17 protein-coding genes are annotated in these 21,334 nt (G+C 54.5%); 4 read left to right on the top strand and 13 right to left on the bottom strand.

The annotated features are described in order from the left end of the window. Nucleotides 1–22: 22 nt before the first annotated feature. The 6 genes from HV346_RS12715 to nasR form a co-directional block, all read right to left on the bottom strand. Nucleotides 23–2,521 carry a nitrate reductase gene (locus tag HV346_RS12715; RefSeq protein ID WP_181619703.1) on the bottom strand — a complete coding sequence of 833 codons (2,499 nt, stop codon included), beginning with the start codon at nt 2,519–2,521 and terminating at the stop codon, nt 23–25. Then, nucleotides 2,518–6,501: a nitrite reductase large subunit NirB gene (gene nirB / locus HV346_RS12720; protein ID WP_181619704.1), complete on the bottom strand. Its 3,984-nt coding sequence runs from the start codon at nt 6,499–6,501 to the stop codon at nt 2,518–2,520. Before nirB ends, HV346_RS12715 begins: the two co-directional genes overlap by 4 nt. A 13-nt stretch (nt 6,502–6,514) precedes the next feature. Next, nucleotides 6,515–7,303 (bottom strand): ABC transporter ATP-binding protein, encoded by a 789-nt coding sequence (locus HV346_RS12725; protein WP_181619705.1) that lies wholly within the window; start codon nt 7,301–7,303, stop codon nt 6,515–6,517. A gap of 9 nt (nt 7,304–7,312) precedes the next feature. Beyond that, complete coding sequence (gene ntrB / locus HV346_RS12730; protein ID WP_181619706.1) at nt 7,313–8,194, bottom strand: nitrate ABC transporter permease; 882 nt, start codon at nt 8,192–8,194, stop codon at nt 7,313–7,315. A gap of 2 nt (nt 8,195–8,196) precedes the next feature. After that, the gene (locus tag HV346_RS12735; protein WP_181619707.1) at nt 8,197–9,444 is read right to left on the bottom strand and encodes a CmpA/NrtA family ABC transporter substrate-binding protein; all 1,248 of its coding nucleotides are present in this window, start codon (nt 9,442–9,444) and stop codon (nt 8,197–8,199) included. Between the two features lie 228 nt (nt 9,445–9,672). Then, nucleotides 9,673–10,857 carry a nitrate regulatory protein NasR gene (nasR, locus tag HV346_RS12740; protein ID WP_181619708.1) on the bottom strand — a complete coding sequence of 395 codons (1,185 nt, stop codon included), beginning with the start codon at nt 10,855–10,857 and terminating at the stop codon, nt 9,673–9,675. 73 nt (nt 10,858–10,930) lie between these two features. Between nasR and HV346_RS12745 the strand changes: the two genes are divergently transcribed. The 3 genes from HV346_RS12745 (at nt 10,931) to HV346_RS12755 (ending at nt 13,631) form a co-directional block, all read left to right on the top strand. Next, complete coding sequence (locus HV346_RS12745; RefSeq protein ID WP_181619709.1) at nt 10,931–11,284, top strand: DsrE/DsrF/TusD sulfur relay family protein; 354 nt, start codon at nt 10,931–10,933, stop codon at nt 11,282–11,284. 107 nt (nt 11,285–11,391) lie between these two features. Then, nucleotides 11,392–13,176, top strand: coding sequence for a methyl-accepting chemotaxis protein (locus HV346_RS12750; protein ID WP_181619710.1), 1,785 nt, complete (start codon nt 11,392–11,394; stop codon nt 13,174–13,176). 212 nt (nt 13,177–13,388) lie between these two features. After that, entirely contained in the window at nt 13,389–13,631 is a 243-nt protein-coding gene (locus HV346_RS12755; RefSeq protein ID WP_181619711.1) for a DUF1883 domain-containing protein, read from the top strand. Nucleotides 13,632–13,673: 42 nt separating this feature from the next. Here HV346_RS12755 and HV346_RS12760 read toward each other — a convergent pair whose 3' ends face one another. Then, a complete protein-coding gene (locus tag HV346_RS12760; RefSeq protein WP_181623771.1) occupies nt 13,674–14,369 on the bottom strand; it encodes a gamma-glutamylcyclotransferase in 696 nt (231 codons plus the stop codon). 447 nt (nt 14,370–14,816) lie between these two features. Here HV346_RS12760 and chaA point away from each other — a divergent pair, with 447 nt between their 5' ends. Further along, complete coding sequence (gene chaA, locus HV346_RS12765; protein ID WP_181619712.1) at nt 14,817–15,917, top strand: sodium-potassium/proton antiporter ChaA; 1,101 nt, start codon at nt 14,817–14,819, stop codon at nt 15,915–15,917. Between the two features lie 64 nt (nt 15,918–15,981). On the opposite strand, the gene kdsA is transcribed toward chaA, so the two are convergent. From kdsA to hemA, 6 genes are read right to left on the bottom strand one after another with little or no spacing between them, the layout of a single operon-like run. Then, the gene (gene kdsA, locus HV346_RS12770) at nt 15,982–16,836 is read right to left on the bottom strand and encodes a 3-deoxy-8-phosphooctulonate synthase (RefSeq protein ID WP_181619713.1); all 855 of its coding nucleotides are present in this window, start codon (nt 16,834–16,836) and stop codon (nt 15,982–15,984) included. A gap of 36 nt (nt 16,837–16,872) precedes the next feature. Beyond that, nucleotides 16,873–17,682, bottom strand: a complete 810-nt coding sequence (gene sirB1 / locus HV346_RS12775; RefSeq protein WP_181619714.1) for an invasion regulator SirB1 — start codon at nt 17,680–17,682, stop codon at nt 16,873–16,875. A 3-nt stretch (nt 17,683–17,685) separates the two neighbouring features. Further along, entirely contained in the window at nt 17,686–18,078 is a 393-nt protein-coding gene (gene sirB2, locus HV346_RS12780; protein WP_181619715.1) for an invasion regulator SirB2, read from the bottom strand. Further along, nucleotides 18,075–18,905, bottom strand: a complete 831-nt coding sequence (gene prmC / locus HV346_RS12785) for a peptide chain release factor N(5)-glutamine methyltransferase (protein ID WP_181619716.1) — start codon at nt 18,903–18,905, stop codon at nt 18,075–18,077. Before prmC ends, sirB2 begins: the two co-directional genes overlap by 4 nt. After that, entirely contained in the window at nt 18,905–19,987 is a 1,083-nt protein-coding gene (gene prfA, locus HV346_RS12790; RefSeq protein ID WP_181619717.1) for a peptide chain release factor 1, read from the bottom strand. The genes prmC and prfA overlap by 1 nt, the downstream gene beginning before the upstream one ends. Before the next feature lie 41 nt (nt 19,988–20,028). Further along, nucleotides 20,029–21,285, bottom strand: coding sequence for a glutamyl-tRNA reductase (hemA, locus tag HV346_RS12795; RefSeq protein ID WP_181619718.1), 1,257 nt, complete (start codon nt 21,283–21,285; stop codon nt 20,029–20,031). Between the last annotated feature and the right edge of the window lie 49 nt (nt 21,286–21,334).

Below are 21,334 nucleotides of genomic sequence, written 5' to 3' on the forward strand. Positions count from 1 at the left end.
AGCGACTCGCCCCCAAAGACATTTACCCCCTTGCGCTTATCAATGCCTTCAGCTCAGGAACACAAGAGCCACAATTAGTCCCGCACCGCAGTTTCGCCCCCAATGCCGCAGCGGAATCACACCCTTCGGCGATCGCCTCATTGATTGCCCTTTCGCCAATGCTAAAACAGCTACAGATAATACGCCCCTGCCCAACCTGCTCACCCGGACGTTGTCCGTTCAGTAATGCATGGCGCGCGGCAAGTTCCGCAGGCGCAGTATGAAAGGCCTCTTCAACAAAAGTATGGGCCAACTCCGGCAATGTGTTGTCTTCCCAGTACCCCAGCATCAATTCTCCGTTGTGCCAGGCCAGAACACTGTTACGATCGCCGCTGTGGGCAAGCTGAAGTTGCCACTCCTGGACACGGCAGTGTGCCATGATGTCTTCCAGCAGAGATTTATCTCCTGCCACCGTTAAATGCTGCACACCCTGCGCCGCTTTACGCCACCAGCAAGCCGAAGGTGGCACTTCAGGCAGGTCCCGCGCGTAAAGCTCCCCCTGCCAGCCAGGTTGCCAGGGCATGATCCGGATGGCGGTTTGTTTACTCTCCGGCTGGCCAGAGAGCGGATCGCAGCGCCCTTCCACCAGCACATTGACTTTACCCTGGCGAGCGAACTGATTGTTCCAGTGCATGGGCACAAATAATTCCCCCTCCCGCTGGCCCTGGAGTATTCGCACTCTGGCGACCATCACCCCACGTGGGGAACTAAGCCGAGCCAGTTGCCCGTCCATCAGCATAAAACGACGCGCATCGCCGGGCGAGATCTCGACCAGAGGTTCGTCGATATGCTGCATCAGTCTGGCAACATAGCCTGTGCGGGTCATGGTATGCCACTGATCGCGGACACGACCGGTGTTGAGTAACAGTGGATAGAGGGCATCAACCCTGGCACTGTGCTTCTGCGGCGCCACCGGCACAATTTTTCGATACGGCATATCCCCCGTCGGCCACTGATACGGTGTCAGGTTATCCCACTGTTCGCGGGTCAGCGAGGCAAGTTCGCGGAGGTTAAACGCCCGTGAGCCGTCATTTTCAAATGCCGAAAGTGCCGCATGCTCACAAAAAATTTCCTGCGGGTGCGTCCATGCAAACGCCTCGCCGTATCCCAGTGCTTTTGCCACCTGGGCGATGATCCACCAGTCGGGTTTTGCCTCCCCTGGCGCAGGTAAAAATGCACGCTGGCGCGAGATACGGCGCTCAGAGTTCGTCACTGTGCCGTTTTTCTCGCCCCAGCCCAGTGCCGGAAAGCGAATATGAGCAAAGCGGCTGGTATCCGTTTCGCTCATCACTTCCGAAACAACCACCAGGGGACATGCCGCCAGCGCCTGACAAACTGCGTGGCTGTCAGGAAGGGACACGGCGGGATTCGTCCCCATAATCCATACAGCCTTAACCTCGCCACGGGCAATCGCATCAAAGAGTTCCACTGCCATTAACCCTGGCGTCTGCGCCAGCCGCTCCGTCCCCCAGAAACGGGCCACTCGCGCAAGATCGTCCGGTTCAAACCCCATATGGGCCGCAAGCTGGTTCGCCAGCCCGCCAACTTCGCGTCCCCCCATCGCATTTGGCTGCCCGGTTAGCGAAAAAGGCCCACAGCCCTGCCGGGCAATTTTCCCACTGGCCAGATGCACATTGATAATGGCATTGCACTTGTCACTGCCGCTGGTGGACTGATTGATCCCCATGGTATAGAGCGTTATCGCGCGCGGAGCGGTGATAAACCAGTCGTAAAATGTCCCCACCTCGCCGACCAGCAGGCCACAAAAATCCGCCACGCGGTCAATGCTCCAGGTCGTATCGCCCTGAATGGCATTTAGCAAACCAACAAACAGCCCGGCATCACTGCCCGGCATCAGTGCCAGATGGAGATCCGCGATATCACAGGTCGCCGTTTTTCGCGGGTCAATCACCACCACTTTCATATCGGGATTGTCCTGACGCGCCTTTACCAGACGCTGAAACAGAACCGGATGCGTCCAGGCGGCATTCGAACCCACCAGCACCACCAGATCGCTGTTTTCCACATCGTCATAGCTGCACGGAACAATGTCTTCGCCAAACGCCCGCTTATAACCTGTCACCGCCGATGACATACAGAGCCGCGAGTTAGTGTCGATGTTGGCTGCGCCGATAAATCCCTTCATCAGCTTATTTGCCGCGTAATAGTCCTCGGTTAATAGCTGCCCGGAAGCATAAAACGCCACCGCCTGCGGTCCCCACCTCTCAATGATCGCCTGCAATCGCTCCCCGGCAACACTCAGCGCCCGGGACCAGGTAACATCGTGGTCATCCACCCTCGGGCGCAGAAGTCGGCCCTGCAAACCGGTTGTTTCACCCAATGCCGAGCCTTTAACGCAGAGCCTTCCGTAGTTAGCCGGATGCGTTTCATCTCCCCGCACGCTGACGTTTCCGTTCTCTCGTCTTACAACCACTCCGCAGCCAACACCACAATAAGGACACGTTGTACGCGTTTCATTCATGATGCCTCCGCCCGCATGACCAGTTCTTCATTGCCAACCCAGACTTTGCCGTTTTCAATTTTCACCGGCCAGGCGCGAACGGCAGGTTCACCATTTTCGAACTGACGTCCGTCACGCAGACGAATGCGCTGCTTATACAACGGAGAGATCACAACTGGCTCACCGCCCGCATCCCCCAGGATACCGCGCGAAAGAACATTTGCGCTGCTGCCCGGCTCCTGGTCGTCAAGGGCATAAACCGCTTTACCAAAACGGAACAGCGCGATGCGTTTACGTCCCAGCCGTGCGCCAATCCCCGCCTGTTCAGGGATTTCGTCGATGGCGCAAATCTCCTGCCAGCGTTTGTCATCCGTCTGCGTGCTGTTGACCTCAGAACGGAACAACGCCAGACGATCAGGATCGTTCAGGGTCGTCTGCCACTCACATTGATAGGTCTCGACAACCCGTGCCATTTCCTGCTCCAGCTCGTGAGCAATACCCAGGCTGTCATCAAGGATCACCTCGCGCAGATAATCGAGCCCACCTTCCAGGTTGTCCATCCAGATACTGGTACGTTGCAGGCGATCGGCGGTACGGATATAGAACATCAGGAAGCGATCGACAGTACGCAGCAGCGTTGCCTCGTCCAGATCGCTGGCAAAGAGATCGGCATGTCGAGGTTTCATCCCCCCGTTTCCGCATAAATAGAGGTTCCAGCCTTTATCGGTTGCAATGACCCCGACATCTTTACTCTGCGCTTCTGCGCATTCGCGGGTACACCCGGAGACAGCCATTTTGATTTTGTGCGGCGCGCGCAATCCTTTATAACGATGCTCCAGCGTGACGGCGAGTCCGGTGGAGTTCTGCACGCCATACCGACACCACGTGGAGCCAACGCAGGACTTCACCGTGCGCAGTGACTTACCGTAGGCGTGTCCGGTTTCGAATCCCGCTTCCACCAGCGCCTGCCAGATCTCCGGCAGTTGCTCAAGGGTTGCACCAAACAGATCGATACGCTGCCCCCCGGTGATTTTGCTGTACAGTTGATAACGTTTGGCAATCTGACCGATGGCAATCAGCCCGTCGGCGGTAACTTCACCTGCGGGCATACGCGGCACAATGGAATAGGTTCCATCTTTCTGGATGTTAGCGAAATAGCGATCGTTTGTGTCCTGTAACGGCAGGAGTGCCGGTTTCAGTAAATATTCGTTCCAGCAGGAGGCCAGTACCGACCCCACCAGCGGCTTACAAATCTCACATCCGTGTCCCTTTCCGTAGCGGCTGATAAGCTGGTCAAAGGTATGAATGTGATTAACACGCACCAGGTGATAAATTTCCTGCCGTGAATACGGGAAGTGTTCGCAGATATCCTTTTTCACTTCCACACCCTGTTCCGCTAGCTGGTATTCCATCACCTGTTTGACCAGCGCGCTACACCCCCCGCAGCCGGTCGCGGCTCTGGTGCACTGTTTAATCGCGCCCATATCCGTAGCACCGGTACTCACCGCCTGGCAGATATCACCTTTGCTGACATTATGGCAGGAACAGATCTGCGCACTTTCCGGCAGGGCTGCCACTCCAGGCGCTTTTGGCGCATTGCCTGCCACGGCGGGTAAAATCAGCGTTTCAGGCTCTTTGGGCAGGCTAATACCATTCAGCATCATCTGTAACAGCGTGGCATATTCACCCGCATCCCCCACCAGCACCCCACCCAGCAACGTTTTACTGTCGTGGCTAACCACAATCTTTTTGTAGATTTGCTGCGGCCCGTGTGTCCATTGGTAACTTAATGCCCCTGGTGTGCGGCCATGTGCATCACCAAATGAGGCAACATCCACACCCAGTAGCTTCAGTTTGGTGCTCATATCCGCCCCGGCAAACATCTTATCGTCTCCCGCCAGTTGTGCTGCCGCGACACGCGCCATCTGGTATCCGGGAGCGACCAGACCGTAAACTTTGCCTTCCCAGAGCGAACACTCCCCGATGGCAAACACATTCTTATCAGAGGTCCGGCAGTGCGCATCAATGCAGATCCCGCCGCGCTCGCCAACGGCCAGTCCACCACTACGCGCCAGCGCATCCTGCGGGCGGATCCCGGCGGAAAAGACCACCATATCGGTATCGAGTTGTTCGCCGTCGGCAAAACGTAGCGCCAGCCCTGTATCTGTAGCAGCAATCTCCGTAGTGGCTTTACTGGTGTGAACCCCCACACCCAGCGCCTCTATCTTTTTACGCAGCATCGCCGCGCCATCATTGTCGAGCTGGACCGCCATCAGGTTCGGCGCAAATTCCACAACATGCGTTTCCAGACCCAGCTGTTTCAGTGCGTTTGCGGCTTCAAGCCCCAGTAACCCGCCACCAATCACCACGCCGCGCCGGGCATTCTCTGCGTGCGCCGCAATGTGATCCAAATCGTCGAGAGTGCGGTAAACAAAACACCCTGCCAGTTCACGCCCAGGAACAGGAGGAACAAAGGGATAAGAACCGGTTGCCAGCACCAGCTTATCCCAGTGGGTTTCGTGTCCACTGGCTGTACGCACGACATGCGCGTCACGATCTATAGCCACTACCTGTTGCGACAAACGGAGTTCAATACCGTTGTCTGCAAAGAAATCGCCCTGCACCAGAGAGAGCGAATCAGCACTACGTCCGCCAAAATATTCTGAAAGATGAACACGGTCATAGGCGGCATAGCGCTCTTCACCGAAGACAATAATCTGGTATTGCTGATGCAAATTGCGGTTCACGCAATCTTCGAGGAAATGATGGCTGACCATACCGTGTCCAACCACCACCAGAGTAGGTTTTGTCATAGCGTTCTGTCCTGCAACCTGTGGTTGCGTAGTGAAACGATCGAAAAGCCAGTCCACATGTGCGGGAACAGGCGTTGCCAGTAAATCGGTGAACGTCGCGGCACTGCGGCAATCCCCCATCAACTGCACACCCGCCAGCATGCCGTGGCGGATCAATAATCGACGATAGTGGCGGGTTAACGGATCCCATGAATGCCAGACCGCATCGCCTGGCTGCACCGATACGCCCCCAGCGCTGAACAGCTCAATACCCGTCACCTTGAGGCGCATCCCGCTGTCGCCGGGCATAAATGCCGTGGGCACATCGCCAGCCAGCCGGGCGGCCAGGTTGTCGGCCTGCACCAGACAAGGAGCGACCAGGCCAAATGTCTGGCCATCAATCTCGCAGCACTCACCGATGGCACTGATATGTGGCAATGAGGTTTGCATCAAGTGGTTCACCACGATGCCTTTGGCACACTGCAATCCGCAGTCCTTCGCCAGATGGATGTTGGGCACAACACCGGTTGCCAGCACCACGCGCGTCGCGTCAACCCGGCGACCATTGATAAGCGTGACCGAGTCCGTACCAATCTCCGCGATCCCGGATGCCAGTTCGCAACAGATACCGCGTTCAGCCAGAGCCTCTTCCAGCAAGCGTCCTGCCTGCTGATCCAACTGCTGTTCCATCAGCCACGTTCCGCGATGCACCAGCGTGACGTTGTCACAATTTCGCGCCAGTGCAGCGGCGGCCTCAATACCGAGCACGCCCCCACCCAGCACCACAGCCGGACCAGCGATTGCCATAATGGCGTTGGCATCACCCAGCGTGCGAAAAGGGAAAACATGTGAAGACTCACCGCCGGGTATGGGCGGGACAAATGGCACAGACCCCGTCGCAAAGACCAGTTCATCCCACTGCAGTACGCGGTTCGCGGTGCGAACCTCACCGCTCGCCACCTCTACGGCAGCCACTTTTTCCCCCCTCAACACCGTGACCCCCCGGGCGCGATACCACGCGTCATCGTACAGTTGAATGGCCGCGGCCTGTTTTTCCCCACCCAGCACCGGAGAGAGCTGGATGCGGTTGTACGCATGCTCCGGCTCATCACCAACAACAGTGATAGTGAAGCGACCGGGAGCCTTCTCGCTCAGCGATGTAATCAGTCGCGTAGCTGCCATGCCATTGCCGATAATCACCAGTCGCATTGTGTTCTCCTCGTTACGCCGCTTTGGGCTGTTTTTCATAGAGGAAATGCAGAATTTGCTGGCGCATATGGTGATAGCGGCTGTCGTCAGCCAGTTGCACCCGGTTACGTGGGCGTGGCAGGTCAACATGCAGGATTTCACCGACGGTGGCCGCAGGGCCATTGGTCATCATCATGACCCGGTCCGAAAGCAGTACCGCTTCATCCACATCGTGGGTAATCAGTACGATGGTGGTGTTTAGCGCCTGCTGAATTTGCATCACCGAATCCTGCAAGTGAGCGCGCGTGAGCGCATCCAGAGCACCGAACGGTTCATCCATCAGCAGGACTTTGGGTTTCATCGCCAGCGCACGGGCAATACCGACCCGCTGTTTCATTCCACCGGAGATCTCCCCCGGACGTTTATGCAGCGCATGACCCATCTGCACACGTTCGAGGTTGTGTTCGATCCACTCTTTGCGCTCAGCCTTGCTCATCGTGCGACGAAAGACCTGGTCTACTGCCAGCGCCACGTTATCAAAGCAGGTGAGCCACGGCAGCAGTGAATGGTTCTGAAACACAACCGCGCGTTCCGGGCCGGGTCCGGCAATTTCACGGTTATCACAAATCAGCCCGCCCTCTGTGGGCAACGTGATCCCGGCGATCAAGTTCAGCAGCGTGGATTTGCCACACCCCGAGTGACCAATCAGGCTCACGGTTTCGCCTTCATGAATATCAAAAGAGACATTTTGCAATGCCAGAAACTCGCCGCTGGCAGTGGAAAAACGCTGACTCACCGCTTGTACCTGAATAATCGGTTTCATGTTCACTCCTTATTTTTCCTGCCAGCTAAAACGGCGGGCAATCAGCATCAGCCCCTGCTCCAGCAGCAACCCCACCACGCCAATAATGACGATGGCGATGAGAATATTTTCGACGTTAAGGTTGTTCCACTCGTTCCAGATCCAGAACCCAATACCCAGCCCACCCGTTAGCATTTCGGCCGCGACAATGACCAACCAGGCAATGCCGATAGAGAGGCGAACCCCGGTCAATACCGCAGGCAGCACAGCCGGAAAAAGAATGCGCCGCATGATGGTCCACTCAGAAAGCTGCAACACCCGCGCAACGTTGAGGTAATCCTGTGGAATACGGCGTACACCTTCGGCAGTGTTAATGACCATTGGCCAGATGGAGCAGATAAAAATGGTCCAGCTCGATGCCGGTTCCGCTTTCTGGAACAACAGCAGACCAATAGGCAGCCAGGCCAGTGGACTCACGGGTCTCAGGAGCGCAACCAGCGGTGTAAACATGCGTGAGACAAAGGTAAAGCGACCAATCAGGAAGCCCATCGGGATCCCCACCAACGCTGCCAGGCCAAAGCCCACGGCGACCCGCTGTAAAGAGGCCAGCACGTTCCAGCCGATCCCCATGTCGTTGGGCCCATCGCGATAAAACGGGTCTGCGAACAGGGTAAGTGCAGAGTCAAACGTACTCAGAGGGGTCGGAAAACCTTTGCTGTTAATTGCAGCCAGTTGCCAGCAAACCACCAGCAGTCCAAGCCCAAGAAAACCAGGAATGATGCGCTGAAGCAGGGCATTTAACCGGCGAGCATACGCCGGGGCACGACGACGAACCTGAACCGGCGGAAGCACAATCACCTCGCCGCCTGTCGGTTTTTCTTCAACGGATTGTCTGTTTTGCAGATGCGTCATAATCAGGCCCCTTTACGATGAATGGCGAAGCGGTTTGCGTAGCCTTCCGGATCGAGACCGTTCCACACGGTTCCGTCCATTAAGGTGCTACTGCGCATGGGTGACGATGGCGCACTGATGCCACCTACCGCTGTGGCCGCGTCCTGCCAGACTGATGTCTGGTTAATACGTTGGGCAATAGCGGCATAGTCCGGCTCCGTTTTGAGCAATCCCCAGCGACGGAACTGGGTTAAAAACCACATGCCGTCGGATAACCACGGATAACTGACCGCACCGTCATTGAAGAAGCGGATCGGGTGTGCATCCTGCCAGCGCTGGCCGATGCCGTTGTCGTATTCCCCCAGCATGCGTCCGGTGAGGTACTGCTCTTTAGTGTTAAGCCATGCACGACGAGAGAGGATCTGCGCGGTTTCACGTTTGTTATCCGGGGATGCGTCAATCCATCGTGCAGCGTCCAGAACGGCGCTAACCAGTGCTCGCGCTGTATGCGGGTTTTTCTCGACCCAGTCACGTCGGGTCCCGAGGATCTTTTCCGGATGTTCCGGCCAGATAGATTGCGAGGTAGCGGCTGTAAAACCGATACGGTCGTTGATGGCCCGCGCGTTCCAGGGCTCACCGACACAAAAACCGACCATGTTGCCAATGCGCATATTCATGACCATCTGCGGCGGCGGTACAACCACGGTGCGAACATCATCAAACGGATTGATCCCTGCGCTCGCCAGCCAGTAGTAAAGCCACATGGCATGTGTTCCCGTCGGGAAAGTGTGCGCAAAGGTGTATGTCCCTGGAGCCTGCTGCCCTATCAGCTTTTGCAGCCCGTCGACGTCACGAACCCCCTTTTCTGCCAGATCGCTGGAAAGGGTAATCGCCTGACCGTTATGGTTAAGCGTCATCAGGTTCGCCATCGGTTGTGGCTTACCGGCAATTCCCAGCTCCAGCCCGTACAGCAGGCCGTAAAGTATGTGCGCCGCATCCAGTTCGCCCGCGACCAGTTTGTCGCGTACAGCAGCCCAGCTCGCCTCTTTGGTGGGCACAATGGTGATACCGTATTTTTTATCAAACCCTTTAAGTGCTGCGATAACGACGGGAGCGCAGTCGGTCAGGGGGATAAACCCGATTCGCACGGTCTCTTGCTCCGGCTTATCCGACCCACCCGCCCACGCCGCCTGCATGACACCCGGTAACAGCATCGCGCCACTTGCCAGCATACTGGCCTGCAAAAATCGCCGTCTCGACAAATCCGCCATGACCCACTCCTGAATAAAAAGCAAAAAAAAGCGCCCGACAATGCCGTAGCACTGTTGGACGCCTTTATCCCGAAGACGCATGCACCGCCGTTGGTGCATCGTCAAAAAATGGTAATCAGTTAATGCAAAGTAGATGCCAGGTTTTATGCTCTGTTTTACGGGTGATAACCTGCCTCAGGAGAGATTTACGCACCTCAACCATGCAGTAAATGCCCACTGATTGTGCAACTACTCCTTTGGTATTACCTGCCACAATGTTTTTACGGTAAGCAATGCGTGAGCGATATCCACCATCCGCTGGTTTTTATCCATCGCCATTTTTCGCAAGGCATACCACGCCTGTTCTTCACTCATATTCTGGTGTGCCATCAGCACGCTTTTCGCTTTATCAATGATCTTCCTCTCTTCCAGCGTATCGCGTAGCGATGCAAGTTGGCGGGACAGCAGCTCAATCTCGCGGGCCTGCTGGCGAAGCAGTGGCAACAACGGTTTATCCGGATAGCACGCGAGGGGATCGTCTTGTTCATCATCCACAGGCGTTATCTCATCGTCATTCTGGATGCGCGCATCCACCGCCATCATCAGGTCGGCGATAACGATCTCTTCAAGGGTTCTCAGATGCTCAAGACGCGCGGTTTGTCGCGCAAACCAGTGAAGCGCCGTATGACCATTGTCTGCGCCAGGCTGACGGGTACAGGCAACTCGCCTGAGTTGCTCAGTCTCCAGACACGGCTGACAATTGAGCATAAATGTCTCCCGCACATCTTCGCGGCAGCACGATAAAAAGACATCAAAGCAGGACTGCTGCCCATCAATGCGGTCGACCAGCCTCTGACGAGTATCATCACTGAAAAAACCCTGCGTGAAGCCAATTGCGCCCAGCGCGCGCTCTTGCCCTGCCAGCTCTTTGCCCTGCATCAGGCTGTAGAGCGCGACGAATCGCCCCGCAATTTGCGGATCATCAATGCTGTCATTCAGTTGTGGCACGATACTGAGCAGATGACGGAGTATACGGCTGTAGTGCTCCATCGCCTGAGGTGCGGTGATGTTTTGCTCGCTTACGCCATCACGCAGTGCCGAAAGCCCATCCAGACTTTGTATCGCACTCGCAATGCGTTCACACACGGTACTGCCGGGCATGGGGGATTGTTCATCGAGGATACGGTAAAGCGCGGCGAGATTATCATCCGCTAACGCCCGGCTGGCTTTGCATTCCAGGGCATACAACGTTCCCTGGGAACAGAGCCAGACATTTGACGCCCCACGCTCGCACTGTAGCATATGCGCCAGACGGCTGATGCCGTTCACGAGTGAGCCCAGTTGTGCCAGTGTGTTGAGCTGTTGTCGACGCATCTGCTTTGCGCGCTGGAACCATTCAATTGCGCCAGGTGAACGGCCAGCCATTATTGTCATGCTTACTCTCCCGGTTCGGTATTATCGGTTGAGATAAGCAATATTCGTGCCTTATCAAAGAACAGGAGTCAACATGCAGAAGATTGTAATCGTCGCCAACGGTGCGGCATATGGCAGTGAATCCCTCTTCAACAGTCTGCGTCTGGCGATTGCCCTGCGCGATCAGGACAGCGAACTGCAATTACGTCTCTTTTTAATGTCTGATGCGGTCACCGCCGGACTGAAGGGGCAAAAACCCGCCGAGGGATATAACATCCAGCAAATGCTGGAAATTCTGACGGCGCAAAATGTCCCGGTGAAACTGTGCAAGACCTGCACTGACGGACGGGGTATCACGGAATTACCGCTGATTGACGGAGTTGCAATTGGAACCCTGGTCGAACTGGCTCAATGGACACTTACCGCAGATAAAGTATTAACTTTTTAATAATATATTCTGAAAAATATTATTTTCTTATGGACGCGGTTTCAGCATCAAGTTTACCTGCCGGGTTGCCGATAGGCATGTGAAACAACACAGCAGGTATTTTACTTATGTTCAGATCAATTCGCGCACGCATCATTGCCGCGACGACAGGCTGTCTGATCGTCGCCCTTATTCTTAACACCGTTATCAACTTTCAGGTTACTCGCCAGGATAACCAGCAATCGCAACGCGATATTCTGACCAGCACCAGTGCCAGCCACAATATGGCGATTGCCGACTGGGTAAACAGCAAAATGACCGTGATCGCCTCTGCGCAAAACGTGGCGCTAAGCGATGATCCGGTTCCGGTGTTTAAACAACTCGCCGAGGCCGGTGGTTTTACTAACGTCTACGTGGGTTATGCCAGTAAAACGGCGAAATTCTCCGACCCTGCCGGCGTGCCTGCTGATTACGACCCTACCGTCCGCCCGTGGTATCAGCAGGTCGTCAGCACCGATGCCCCTGTCGTAACTGCCCCTTACGTTGATGCCGGAACCGGTAAACTGGTCGTGACCTTTGCCGTACCGGTCAAAGACAATGGCACGCTTAAAGCCGTGGTGGCGGGCGATGTGGCGATGGACAGCGTGGTGGCTAACGTTCGCGGGATCCATCCTACACCTGCAAGCAGTGGCTTACTGGTTGATAGCGACGGTACAGTCATTGCCGCCAACGATCCCGCTCTGACGCTGAAACCCTTTAGTGAAACCGTCAAAGACGCTGATTTCACTGCCCTGAAAAGCGGCGTTTCGGTTGATGGGTTATTTAATGGTGTCGAGAAAACCTTTATAGCAACGCCCGTCGCCGGTACACACTGGATGCTGGTGGTTGCCCTCGATAACAACGATGCCACCTCCGGAATGCGCTCTCTGCTGAAAGCCTCCGCGATCTCCCTGGTGATCCTTGCCCTGCTCAGCGGAGCCATTGTCCATTTCCTGATTGCCCGCCTGCTCAGACGCTTGTCCGATATCCGTGATGCTATGCACGCCATCGCCAACGGGACCAACGATCTTTCCCAGCGTCTTCCGGACAGCGGTGACGATGAGGTGGCGCAAATCGCGCAGGCCTTCAATGCGTTCAGTGACAAATTATCCGTGGTGATGGTGCAGTTACGCGATGCCAGCGCATCGGTAAAAAATGCAGCACAGGAGATTGCCGCGGGTAACCAGGATCTCTCCGGGCGTACCGAACAGGCTGCCTCCAGCCTGCGTGAAACGGCAAGTGCCGTTGAGCAAATCACAGCCTCCGTGACCCAGTCAAACGAGTCCGCAGCGGAAGCAAACGATCAGGCAAGCAAAGCCTCGGCTGCCGCATCGCGCGGAGGGGATGTCGTTTCTCAGGCAATCTCGACCATGCAATCTATCGAAGTGGCTTCTGCCAAGATTGGTGATATCACCAGTGTGATTGATGGCATTGCCTTCCAGACGAACATTCTGGCGCTGAATGCGTCGGTAGAAGCGGCGCGAGCCGGAGAACAGGGGCGCGGGTTTGCCGTTGTCGCCGGAGAGGTTCGTAACCTTGCCAGCCGCAGCGCACAAGCCGCCAAAGAGATTAAATCCCTGATCGACTCCACTACCGACAGCGTGGCAACCGGTTCTCGCTATGTCCATCTGGCAGGCGAAAGCATGGACGAGATCCGCTCCAGCATCGGCAGTGTGTCCGGGATTATGCGTGAGATTTCAATCGCCACCAGCGAGCAGATGAAAGGTATCCATGAGATTAACCATGCGGTGACGCATCTTGATCGAATGGTACAGCAGAATGCCGAACTGGTTGTCGAATCCGCCGCCGCCGCCAGTGCGCTGCAGAGCCAGGCGGGCGACCTCGCTGAAACTGCCGGGCATTTCCGCATTTAATTTTATTCAGGCGCGTCTTTACCTTGTTAAATACGCGCCAGCTGAATGCTTTCAGGTGTTTTGTCATTTTTGTTTAAACGTTATGCAATTTTTTGATCAAAATCAGCATCTCACCCCCTCCCGTTTGGTGTTATGCCATGAGTGAATTGTGAACAACATCACGCTCAGGATTGGCTGCAAGGAGAGCGTCGTTTCGGACTACGGGGTAAATAATGGCACTGGTAAAAACAAGTTTGACACTGTTTGGCGGGGATACGGTGGTGGTGCGTTGCTCAGAGCGCTGCCACATTCATCTGATGAGTTCAAAAGCGCAAAAACAATCGCAGGCTGACATTTTAAGCGTGCAGGATAAAGATAATGCGTGGCTCACTGTGCCCTATACCGGCACGTGGGATGTCCTGATTGACAGCCACAGTCAATCGCTTGAGCACTCTGTAAGTTACGTTCCCGCCTGATATGTCTGCGCCCGGTTTGCCTTCTGGCAACCGGGCGTTTTATCAGGCAAATCCCGGACGCAACGGGTTATTTCGCACATTCCCTTCGAGCAAGGCTTGCACTTTCGCCACCAGCTCATTCAGACACTCATCTTTCATGCCGAGGCGCGTCAGTTCTTCATCAAGAGAAAACAGATACTGAGCGTTAGTGCCTAATGGCCCGCTGGCGGATGCAATCAGCGGGGCGATAACCTGAGTGCGTGTATCGGCTTCATACAGCGGATGGCGCGGATCCATAATAAATACCAGCGCGTTGACAGTACGACCATCATCAAGCTCAAGCTTGCACCAGCTTGGCATATAGCAGCCGGTGATCATCTCCCGCTTCCACAAGAGCGTGAGTTCATCCTCCAGCGTCGCATCCGGCAAGCGGTATGCAACCCCGGTGGTGCGCCCGCCCTCTTTCAGTGCAAGCATACGGCCTGGCTGGCAGGCGCTGCCTCGTCCGGCCGTCAGGCGCAAACAAAATGCGCGATGCCAGCCAGGTAATGTCCCTGTCGCCGATTCGACAAACTCGAGAGCCGGGTTCCACATCAGGGAGCCGTAACCAAAAATCCATACCGGGCCATCATCCGGACGGCACGCCAGCGTGGCCGCGAGCGATGCCGCACGTTGCTCAGCCGACCAGAGAAGCGATTCCTCAATAGCACCAAATGCTGTTTTACAATCTGCCTTCATTAAGAAATCACGCGTTAACACTTTACACCTCCGCCACTGCATGCTTCCTTGCGACATCTGTAATTCGCCTTCCCGGCATTATGTGCTGTTCATTTTGACAGCAGTTAATTAACGATAAGCAATTCGCAGGCCAGTTGCAATACAACGAAAGTTCAACCACCTGAAAAGTCAAAATTGAGGCTGCTAATTATTCAGCCGTGTAGTACGTTTGACCTACTACTGCGCCTCATCTATCGCCGATCTATGCTCTTGCCCGACATTATCAAAAGTGAAAAAATGGACGACTTAATTCATTGTTATTTAGATTTTTAATTAGATAAAACACACTATTAGAGATAACTCAGCGGAAATACAGCCATTACGGTAAAAGTAAGTAAAAAATAACAGAATAGTAATTTTGATCTGTTAGTTTAATGGCCACAAATTTTCTATCTATAATTACAAGCACCTGCATTGAGGGAGAACAACATGACAGCGACACATGAGGCGGTGAAGACCCGCCACAAGGAGACATCACTCATTTTCCCGGTCCTGGCACTGGCAGTGCTGCTTTTTTGGGGAAGCAGCCAGTCATTGCCAGTGGTCGTCGGCATTAATATCCTTGCCCTGATTGGTATTTTGAGCAGTGCATTCAGTGTTGTTCGCCACGCCGACGTGCTAGCGCACCGTCTGGGCGAGCCATATGGTTCATTAATATTAAGTCTTTCCGTCGTCATTCTTGAAGTCAGTCTGATTTCAGCACTGATGGCGACAGGTGATGCTGCGCCGACACTGATGCGAGACACCTTGTACTCCATCATCATGATTGTTACCGGCGGGTTGGTCGGTTTTTCTCTGTTATTGGGCGGACGTAAGTTTGCCACTCAATATATGAATCTGTTTGGTATTAAACAGTACCTGATTGCTCTTTTTCCTCTTGCCATTATTGTTCTGATCTTTCCAATGGCGCTGCCGGGAGCGAATTTCACCACTGGACAGGCGTTACTGGTTGCCCTGATTTCTGCGGCCATGTACGGCGTATTTCTGCTTATTCAGACGAAAACGCACCAGAGCCTGTTTGTCTATGAACATGAAGATGACAGCGACGACGACGACCCCCATCACGGTAAACCTTCGGCGCACAGTAACGCCTGGCATACGATTTGGCTGATCGTACATCTGATTGCGGTTATCGCCGTGACCAAAATGAACGCCAATCCACTGGAAACCCTGTTAACAGAGCTGAATGCCCCTGTGGCATTTACCGGTTTCCTGGTCGCGTTGCTGATCCTGTCACCGGAAGGTTTAGGTGCGTTGAAGGCCGTACTGAGCAATCAGGTACAGCGTGCGATGAACCTGTTTTTTGGTTCCGTGCTGGCAACCATTTCACTGACCGTCCCGGTCGTGACGCTGATTGCGTTTATGACTGGCAACGAACTGCAGTTTGCGCTGGGTGCGCCGGAGATGATTGTCATGGTCGCGTCACTGGTGCTATGCCATATTTCCTTCTCGACCGGCAGGACTAACGTACTGAACGGTGCGGCGCATATGGCCTTGTTTATTGCCTACCTGATGACGATCTTTGCGTGAACCTGATGCCCTCTCCTGCGTGAGAAGATGCACATATAAAAAACCCGCCGAAGCGGGTTTTTTATTAGTTGCTGGTATCCAGCTCGTCGAAGCTCTTCACCAGATCATCAATCGCCTTGATCTGCTTCAGGAATGGCTCCAGTTTATCCAGTGGCAACGCGGATGGACCGTCGCATTTCGCATTGGCCGGATCAGGGTGCGCTTCAATGAACAGGCCCGCCAGACCGACCGCCATACCGGCACGCGCCAGTTCCGTAACCTGTGCACGACGTCCACCGGACGCTGCGCCAAACGGGTCGCGGCATTGCAGGGCGTGGGTCACGTCGAAGATAACCGGAGACTGGTTGGAAACGTTCTTCATCACGCTGAAACCCAGCATGTCGACCACCAGGTTGTCATAACCGAAGTTTGCACCACGGTCACACAGGATCACCTTGTCATTCCCACCTTCGATAAACTTATCAACGATGTTACCCATCTGACCCGGGCTTACGAACTGGGGTTTTTTCACGTTGATCACCGCACCGGTTTTAGCCATTGCTTCAACCAGATCGGTCTGACGCGCAAGGAATGCCGGAAGCTGAATCACATCAACGACATCAGCCACAGGCTGCGCTTGTGATGCTTCGTGTACGTCGGTGATCACTTTCACGCCAAACGTCTGCTTCAGCTCCTGGAAAATCTTCATTCCCTCTTCCAGGCCTGGGCCACGGTAAGAGTTGATAGAGGAACGGTTGGCTTTGTCAAAAGAGGCTTTAAACACATACGGAATACCCAATTTCTGGGTTACGGTCACGTAGTGTTCGCAGATGCGCATGGCAAGATCACGGGATTCCAGAACGTTCATGCCACCAAAGAGCACGAACGGCAGGTCGTTTGCCACGTTGATATCACCAATGCTAACCACTTTTTGTTTCATAGGATCGCCTTATTCAGGTGTGAATCGGAATTAAGATTAATGCAGTGTAATTTGTTTGTGCGCGATCGCGTTGATCTGCGCGCGGATCATTTCGCTAATCGGGTCTTCCGGGCACTGTTCGACAAAATAATTCAAATCGTTCAGCGCGACATGTTCACAGTCAAGCTGTGCATAGATAAGACCGCGATCGCGAATTTCATATGGATCTTCCGGATTGAATTGCAACAGCACTTCACTGGCACGCAATGCCAGTTCCATCTGACGCTCCTCCATTAATGCCGCCTTCAGCGTGTCCAGCAGTTTACGGATCACTTCTGAATTATCAGCTTCATCGAGATCTTCGTTGAAGAGCTCGGCTACCGGGCTAATGTTGCCTTTCAGCCAGACGTCAAGCGTGTGTTCGTCCAGTGTGTCGCCGTTAAACGGGTTAATTAACCACATTTCACCGTCCAGCCATTCTGCACGCAGGATCATCTGTGTCGGGAAAATGACCGGAACCAGAGGGATATCCAGACGGTGCGCAACCCATAGCAAAATCGCGCCCAGAGCAACCGCGCTGCCCTGACGATTTTTTAAGACCTGATCCAGCCAAAGTGCGTCAGACAGGCGATACACACCGCGCGTATCGCAAAAACCCCATTCTCCATAGAAAAGCTCAACCAGCTTCTCTAATTGCCAGTCCTGCGGGCGCGACTGATTTATCTCTTCTCGCGCCAGGCTTACCAGGTTTTCCAGCTCAGCATTGACGTACTGCGACGTAAAATCATCGCGGATCATCTCTGAAATCAGAATCATGCCATCGCAAAGCGGCACTTTGTTAAATTCGAAATCGGCCAAGGACCTCATGACTTACCCCAGTAACGGTATTCTTGTGGTGGCGAGTTTAATGATGATGTACAGCACCACCAGACCCAGCAGAAAGGCGATAAAACCGACCTGCTGGCTGCGCGGACGACGTCGTCCAAGCGCGATAAAACCCAAAACGATGTAGATGATAACGCCAAACAGCTTTTCAGTCAGCCATGTGCCTTTATCAGTAAATGGCAGATAGCCTGTCTTCCACATTAAGCCCACACCGGACAGGAACAGCAGTGTATCGATGCAGTGTGGTGCAACGCGTACCCAGCGGGTTTCGAGCAACGGATTGTTGCTGTAACGCCACCAGTAACGGAGAATAAAAAAACTGATGGTCAATGCGACAGACGCCAGATGAACGGAGATCAGCACAGTAAAGAGCGTCATGACCATTTACCTATCGTCAGACGCTCATTGCCCCCATAGTCACGGCAGGTCTCCACCGCGCGATAACCGACACGGGTGAACAGCAGACGTACCGCTTCTCCCTGCGTCCAGCCATGTTCCAGCAACAACCAACCACCTGGCAGCAGGTGCTGGCGAGCCAAATCAATGATGTGTTCAAGATCGGCCAGCCCTTCGTTAGCCGCAACCAACGCTGTCATCGGTTCGAAGCGGACATCCCCCTCTGACAAATGAGGATCTCGCTCGTCAATGTAGGGCGGATTACTGACAATCATCTCAAAGGTGCAATGTTCCAGAGCGGCAAACCAACTGCTTTGGATCACCGTCACATTGCTCAGCCCCAGACGCTCAAGGTTACGCTTTGCTAGCGCAACCGCATCGGGCATCACATCGACGGCAGTCACCTGGCAATCAGGACGTTCACTGGCCAGAGCCAGGGCGATCGCCCCCGTTCCTGTGCCTAAATCGAGGATCTGACATGCATGAGATGGCAACCGCGCCAGTGCCTGTTCGACCAGGCATTCCGTATCAGGACGCGGGATCAGCGTGGCTGGAGAGACATAGAGCGGCAGTGACCAGAACTCACGTTCACCCACCAGGTGTGCCACAGGTTCCCCCGTTTTACGGCGTGAAAGCAGTGCCGCAAGTTGCGCTTCCTGCTCTGCACTCAGCACCGTTTCGCCAAACGCCAGGAGAAAGGTCCGGGCTTTTCCCGTCACAAACCCCAGCAATATTTCGGCATCACGACGCGGGCTTTCACTGGCGGAAAGCTCACTGACGGCATGGCGTAACCAGTGCTGAAAATCCATTAGTCCTGCTCAGCCAGCGCCGCCAGTTGATCGGCCTGGAATTCCTGGACAATAGGTTCGATCAGCATGTCGAGTTTCCCTTCCATCACCTCATCCAGACGGTAAACCGTCAGGTTGATGCGGTGGTCAGTAACGCGCCCTTGCGGGAAGTTATAGGTACGGTTACGGTCGCTGCGATCACCGCTACCAAGCAGGTTACGGCGCGTTGAGGCTTCCGCCTGCTGGCGCTTTGCCACTTCGGCGGCACGAATACGCGCCCCCAGAACTGACAATGCTTTCGCTTTGTTTTTATGCTGCGAACGTTCGTCCTGACACTCCACCACAATACCGGTTGGCAGGTGGGTAATACGAATTGCGGAGTCGGTGGTGTTAACGTGCTGACCACCCGCACCGGAAGAACGGAAGGTATCAATGCGCAGCTCCGATGGGTTGATATCCGGCAGTTCTGCTTCCGGCAGTTCCGGCATGACCGCGACGGTACAGGCGGAGGTGTGGATTCGACCCTGGGATTCCGTTGCAGGAACGCGCTGGACGCGATGCCCACCTGATTCGAATTTCAGACGGCCATAAACACCTTCGCCGCTGATTTTAGCGATCACTTCTTTATACCCACCATGTTCACCTTCATTGGCGCTCATGATTTCGACTCGCCAGCGGCGAGCTTCAGCATAACGGCTGTACATACGGAACAGATCGCCAGCAAACAGAGCGGCTTCATCCCCTCCCGTACCAGCGCGCACTTCGACAAAAGCGTTACGTTCGTCATCCGGATCTTTTGGCAGCAGCAGAACCTGAAGCTGTTGCTCCATCTCTTCGGCACGCGCTTTTGCATCCTGCAACTCTTCCTGCGCCATTTCGCGCATTTCCGGGTCGTCGAGCATCATCTGTGCCGTTTCGATATCTTCCTGAACTTTTTGCCAGTCAATAAAGCAGCGCGAAACATCACTCAACTGTGCGTATTCACGGGATAACGCGCGAAAACGGTCCTGGTCTGCAATAGTCCCGGCATCACCGAGCAGCGCCTGTACTTCTTCATGGCGCTCGTGCAGAGCTTCCAGTTTGGCGACGATAGAGGGCTTCATAGGCGTAAATGCACCTTGTAATAGAAAATGGGTGTGTGGCGCTATTCCAGCCCGAGGCTGTTGCGCAGAATAGTCAGGCGTTCATCATCCCCGTCTCGGGCAGCCTGCTGAAGAGATTTGGTTGGTGCATGAATCAGGCGATTGGTCAGTTTCCATGCCAGATCCTGCATAATTGCCTGCGCGTCACCGCCCTGTTCAAGGGCAGCCAGCGCTTTGGCAGTCAGGTCGTCTCGCACCTGCTCTGCCTGACCGCGATATTCGCGGATGGTCTCGCTAACGCTTTGGGCGCGCAGCCAGGCCATAAACTCACTGGTTTCCTGCTCAACAATCGTTTCCGCCTGAACTGCGGCCGCTTTACGCTGCGCGAGGTTGTGCGAAATGATACTTTGCAGGTCATCCACGCTGTAAAGATAGGCGTTCGCCAGCTTGCCGACTTCCGGTTCGACATCGCGCGGAACGGCGATATCGACCAGCAACATCGGTTGGTTACGACGGGATTTCAGTGCGCGTTCCACCATCCCTTTACCGATGATCGGCAGCGGGCTGGCGGTAGAACTGATAATGATATCCGCCTCTTTAAGACGTTCATCAATGTCGCTTAACGCAATCACCTCTGCGCCGACTTCGTCTGCCAGAACCTGCGCCCGTTCACGGGTACGGTTAGCAATAATCATCTTCTTCACTTTGTGCTCACGCAAATGGCGAGCCACAAGTTCAATGGTTTCACCCGCACCAACCAGTAATACCGTAACGGTTGAGAGTGATTCGAAGATTTGACGAGCGAGCGTACAGGCTGCGAAAGCAACAGAAACCGCACTGGCACCAATGTCGGTTTCGGTTCGCACACGCTTAGCCACGGAGAAGGATTTCTGGAACATGCGCTCCAGTTCACTGGCTTTAAGATGCCCTTTTTGGGAATCTGCAAACGCCTTTTTCACCTGCCCCAGAATTTGTGGTTCACCCAGTACCAGAGAATCCAGACCGCTGGCGACGCGCATCAGATGACTGACTGCATCATTGTCCTGATGCCAGTACAGGCTATTACGCAACTCTTCTTCGTTCAGGTTGTGATATTCACATAACCAGCGGATCAGCGCTTCATGCAGATTATCCTGCTCTTCTACACTGAGATAGAGTTCGGTACGGTTGCACGTCGACAGCACCACGCCACCTTGCACCATAGGTTGTGCAAGCAGACTATCCAGCGCCAGGTCGAGTGTATCCGGCGAAAACGTGACACGTTCTCGCAACGAAACCGGGGCTGTTTTGTGGTTAATACCGAGTGCTAAAAGGGTCATGTGAGCGGGAATAATACCAGCGTTAATAAGGTTAGCAGGTGGCATCATA

Source organism: Enterobacter sp. RHBSTW-00994 (assembly GCF_013782625.1).
Taxonomy (GTDB): Bacteria; Pseudomonadota; Gammaproteobacteria; order Enterobacterales; family Enterobacteriaceae; genus Enterobacter.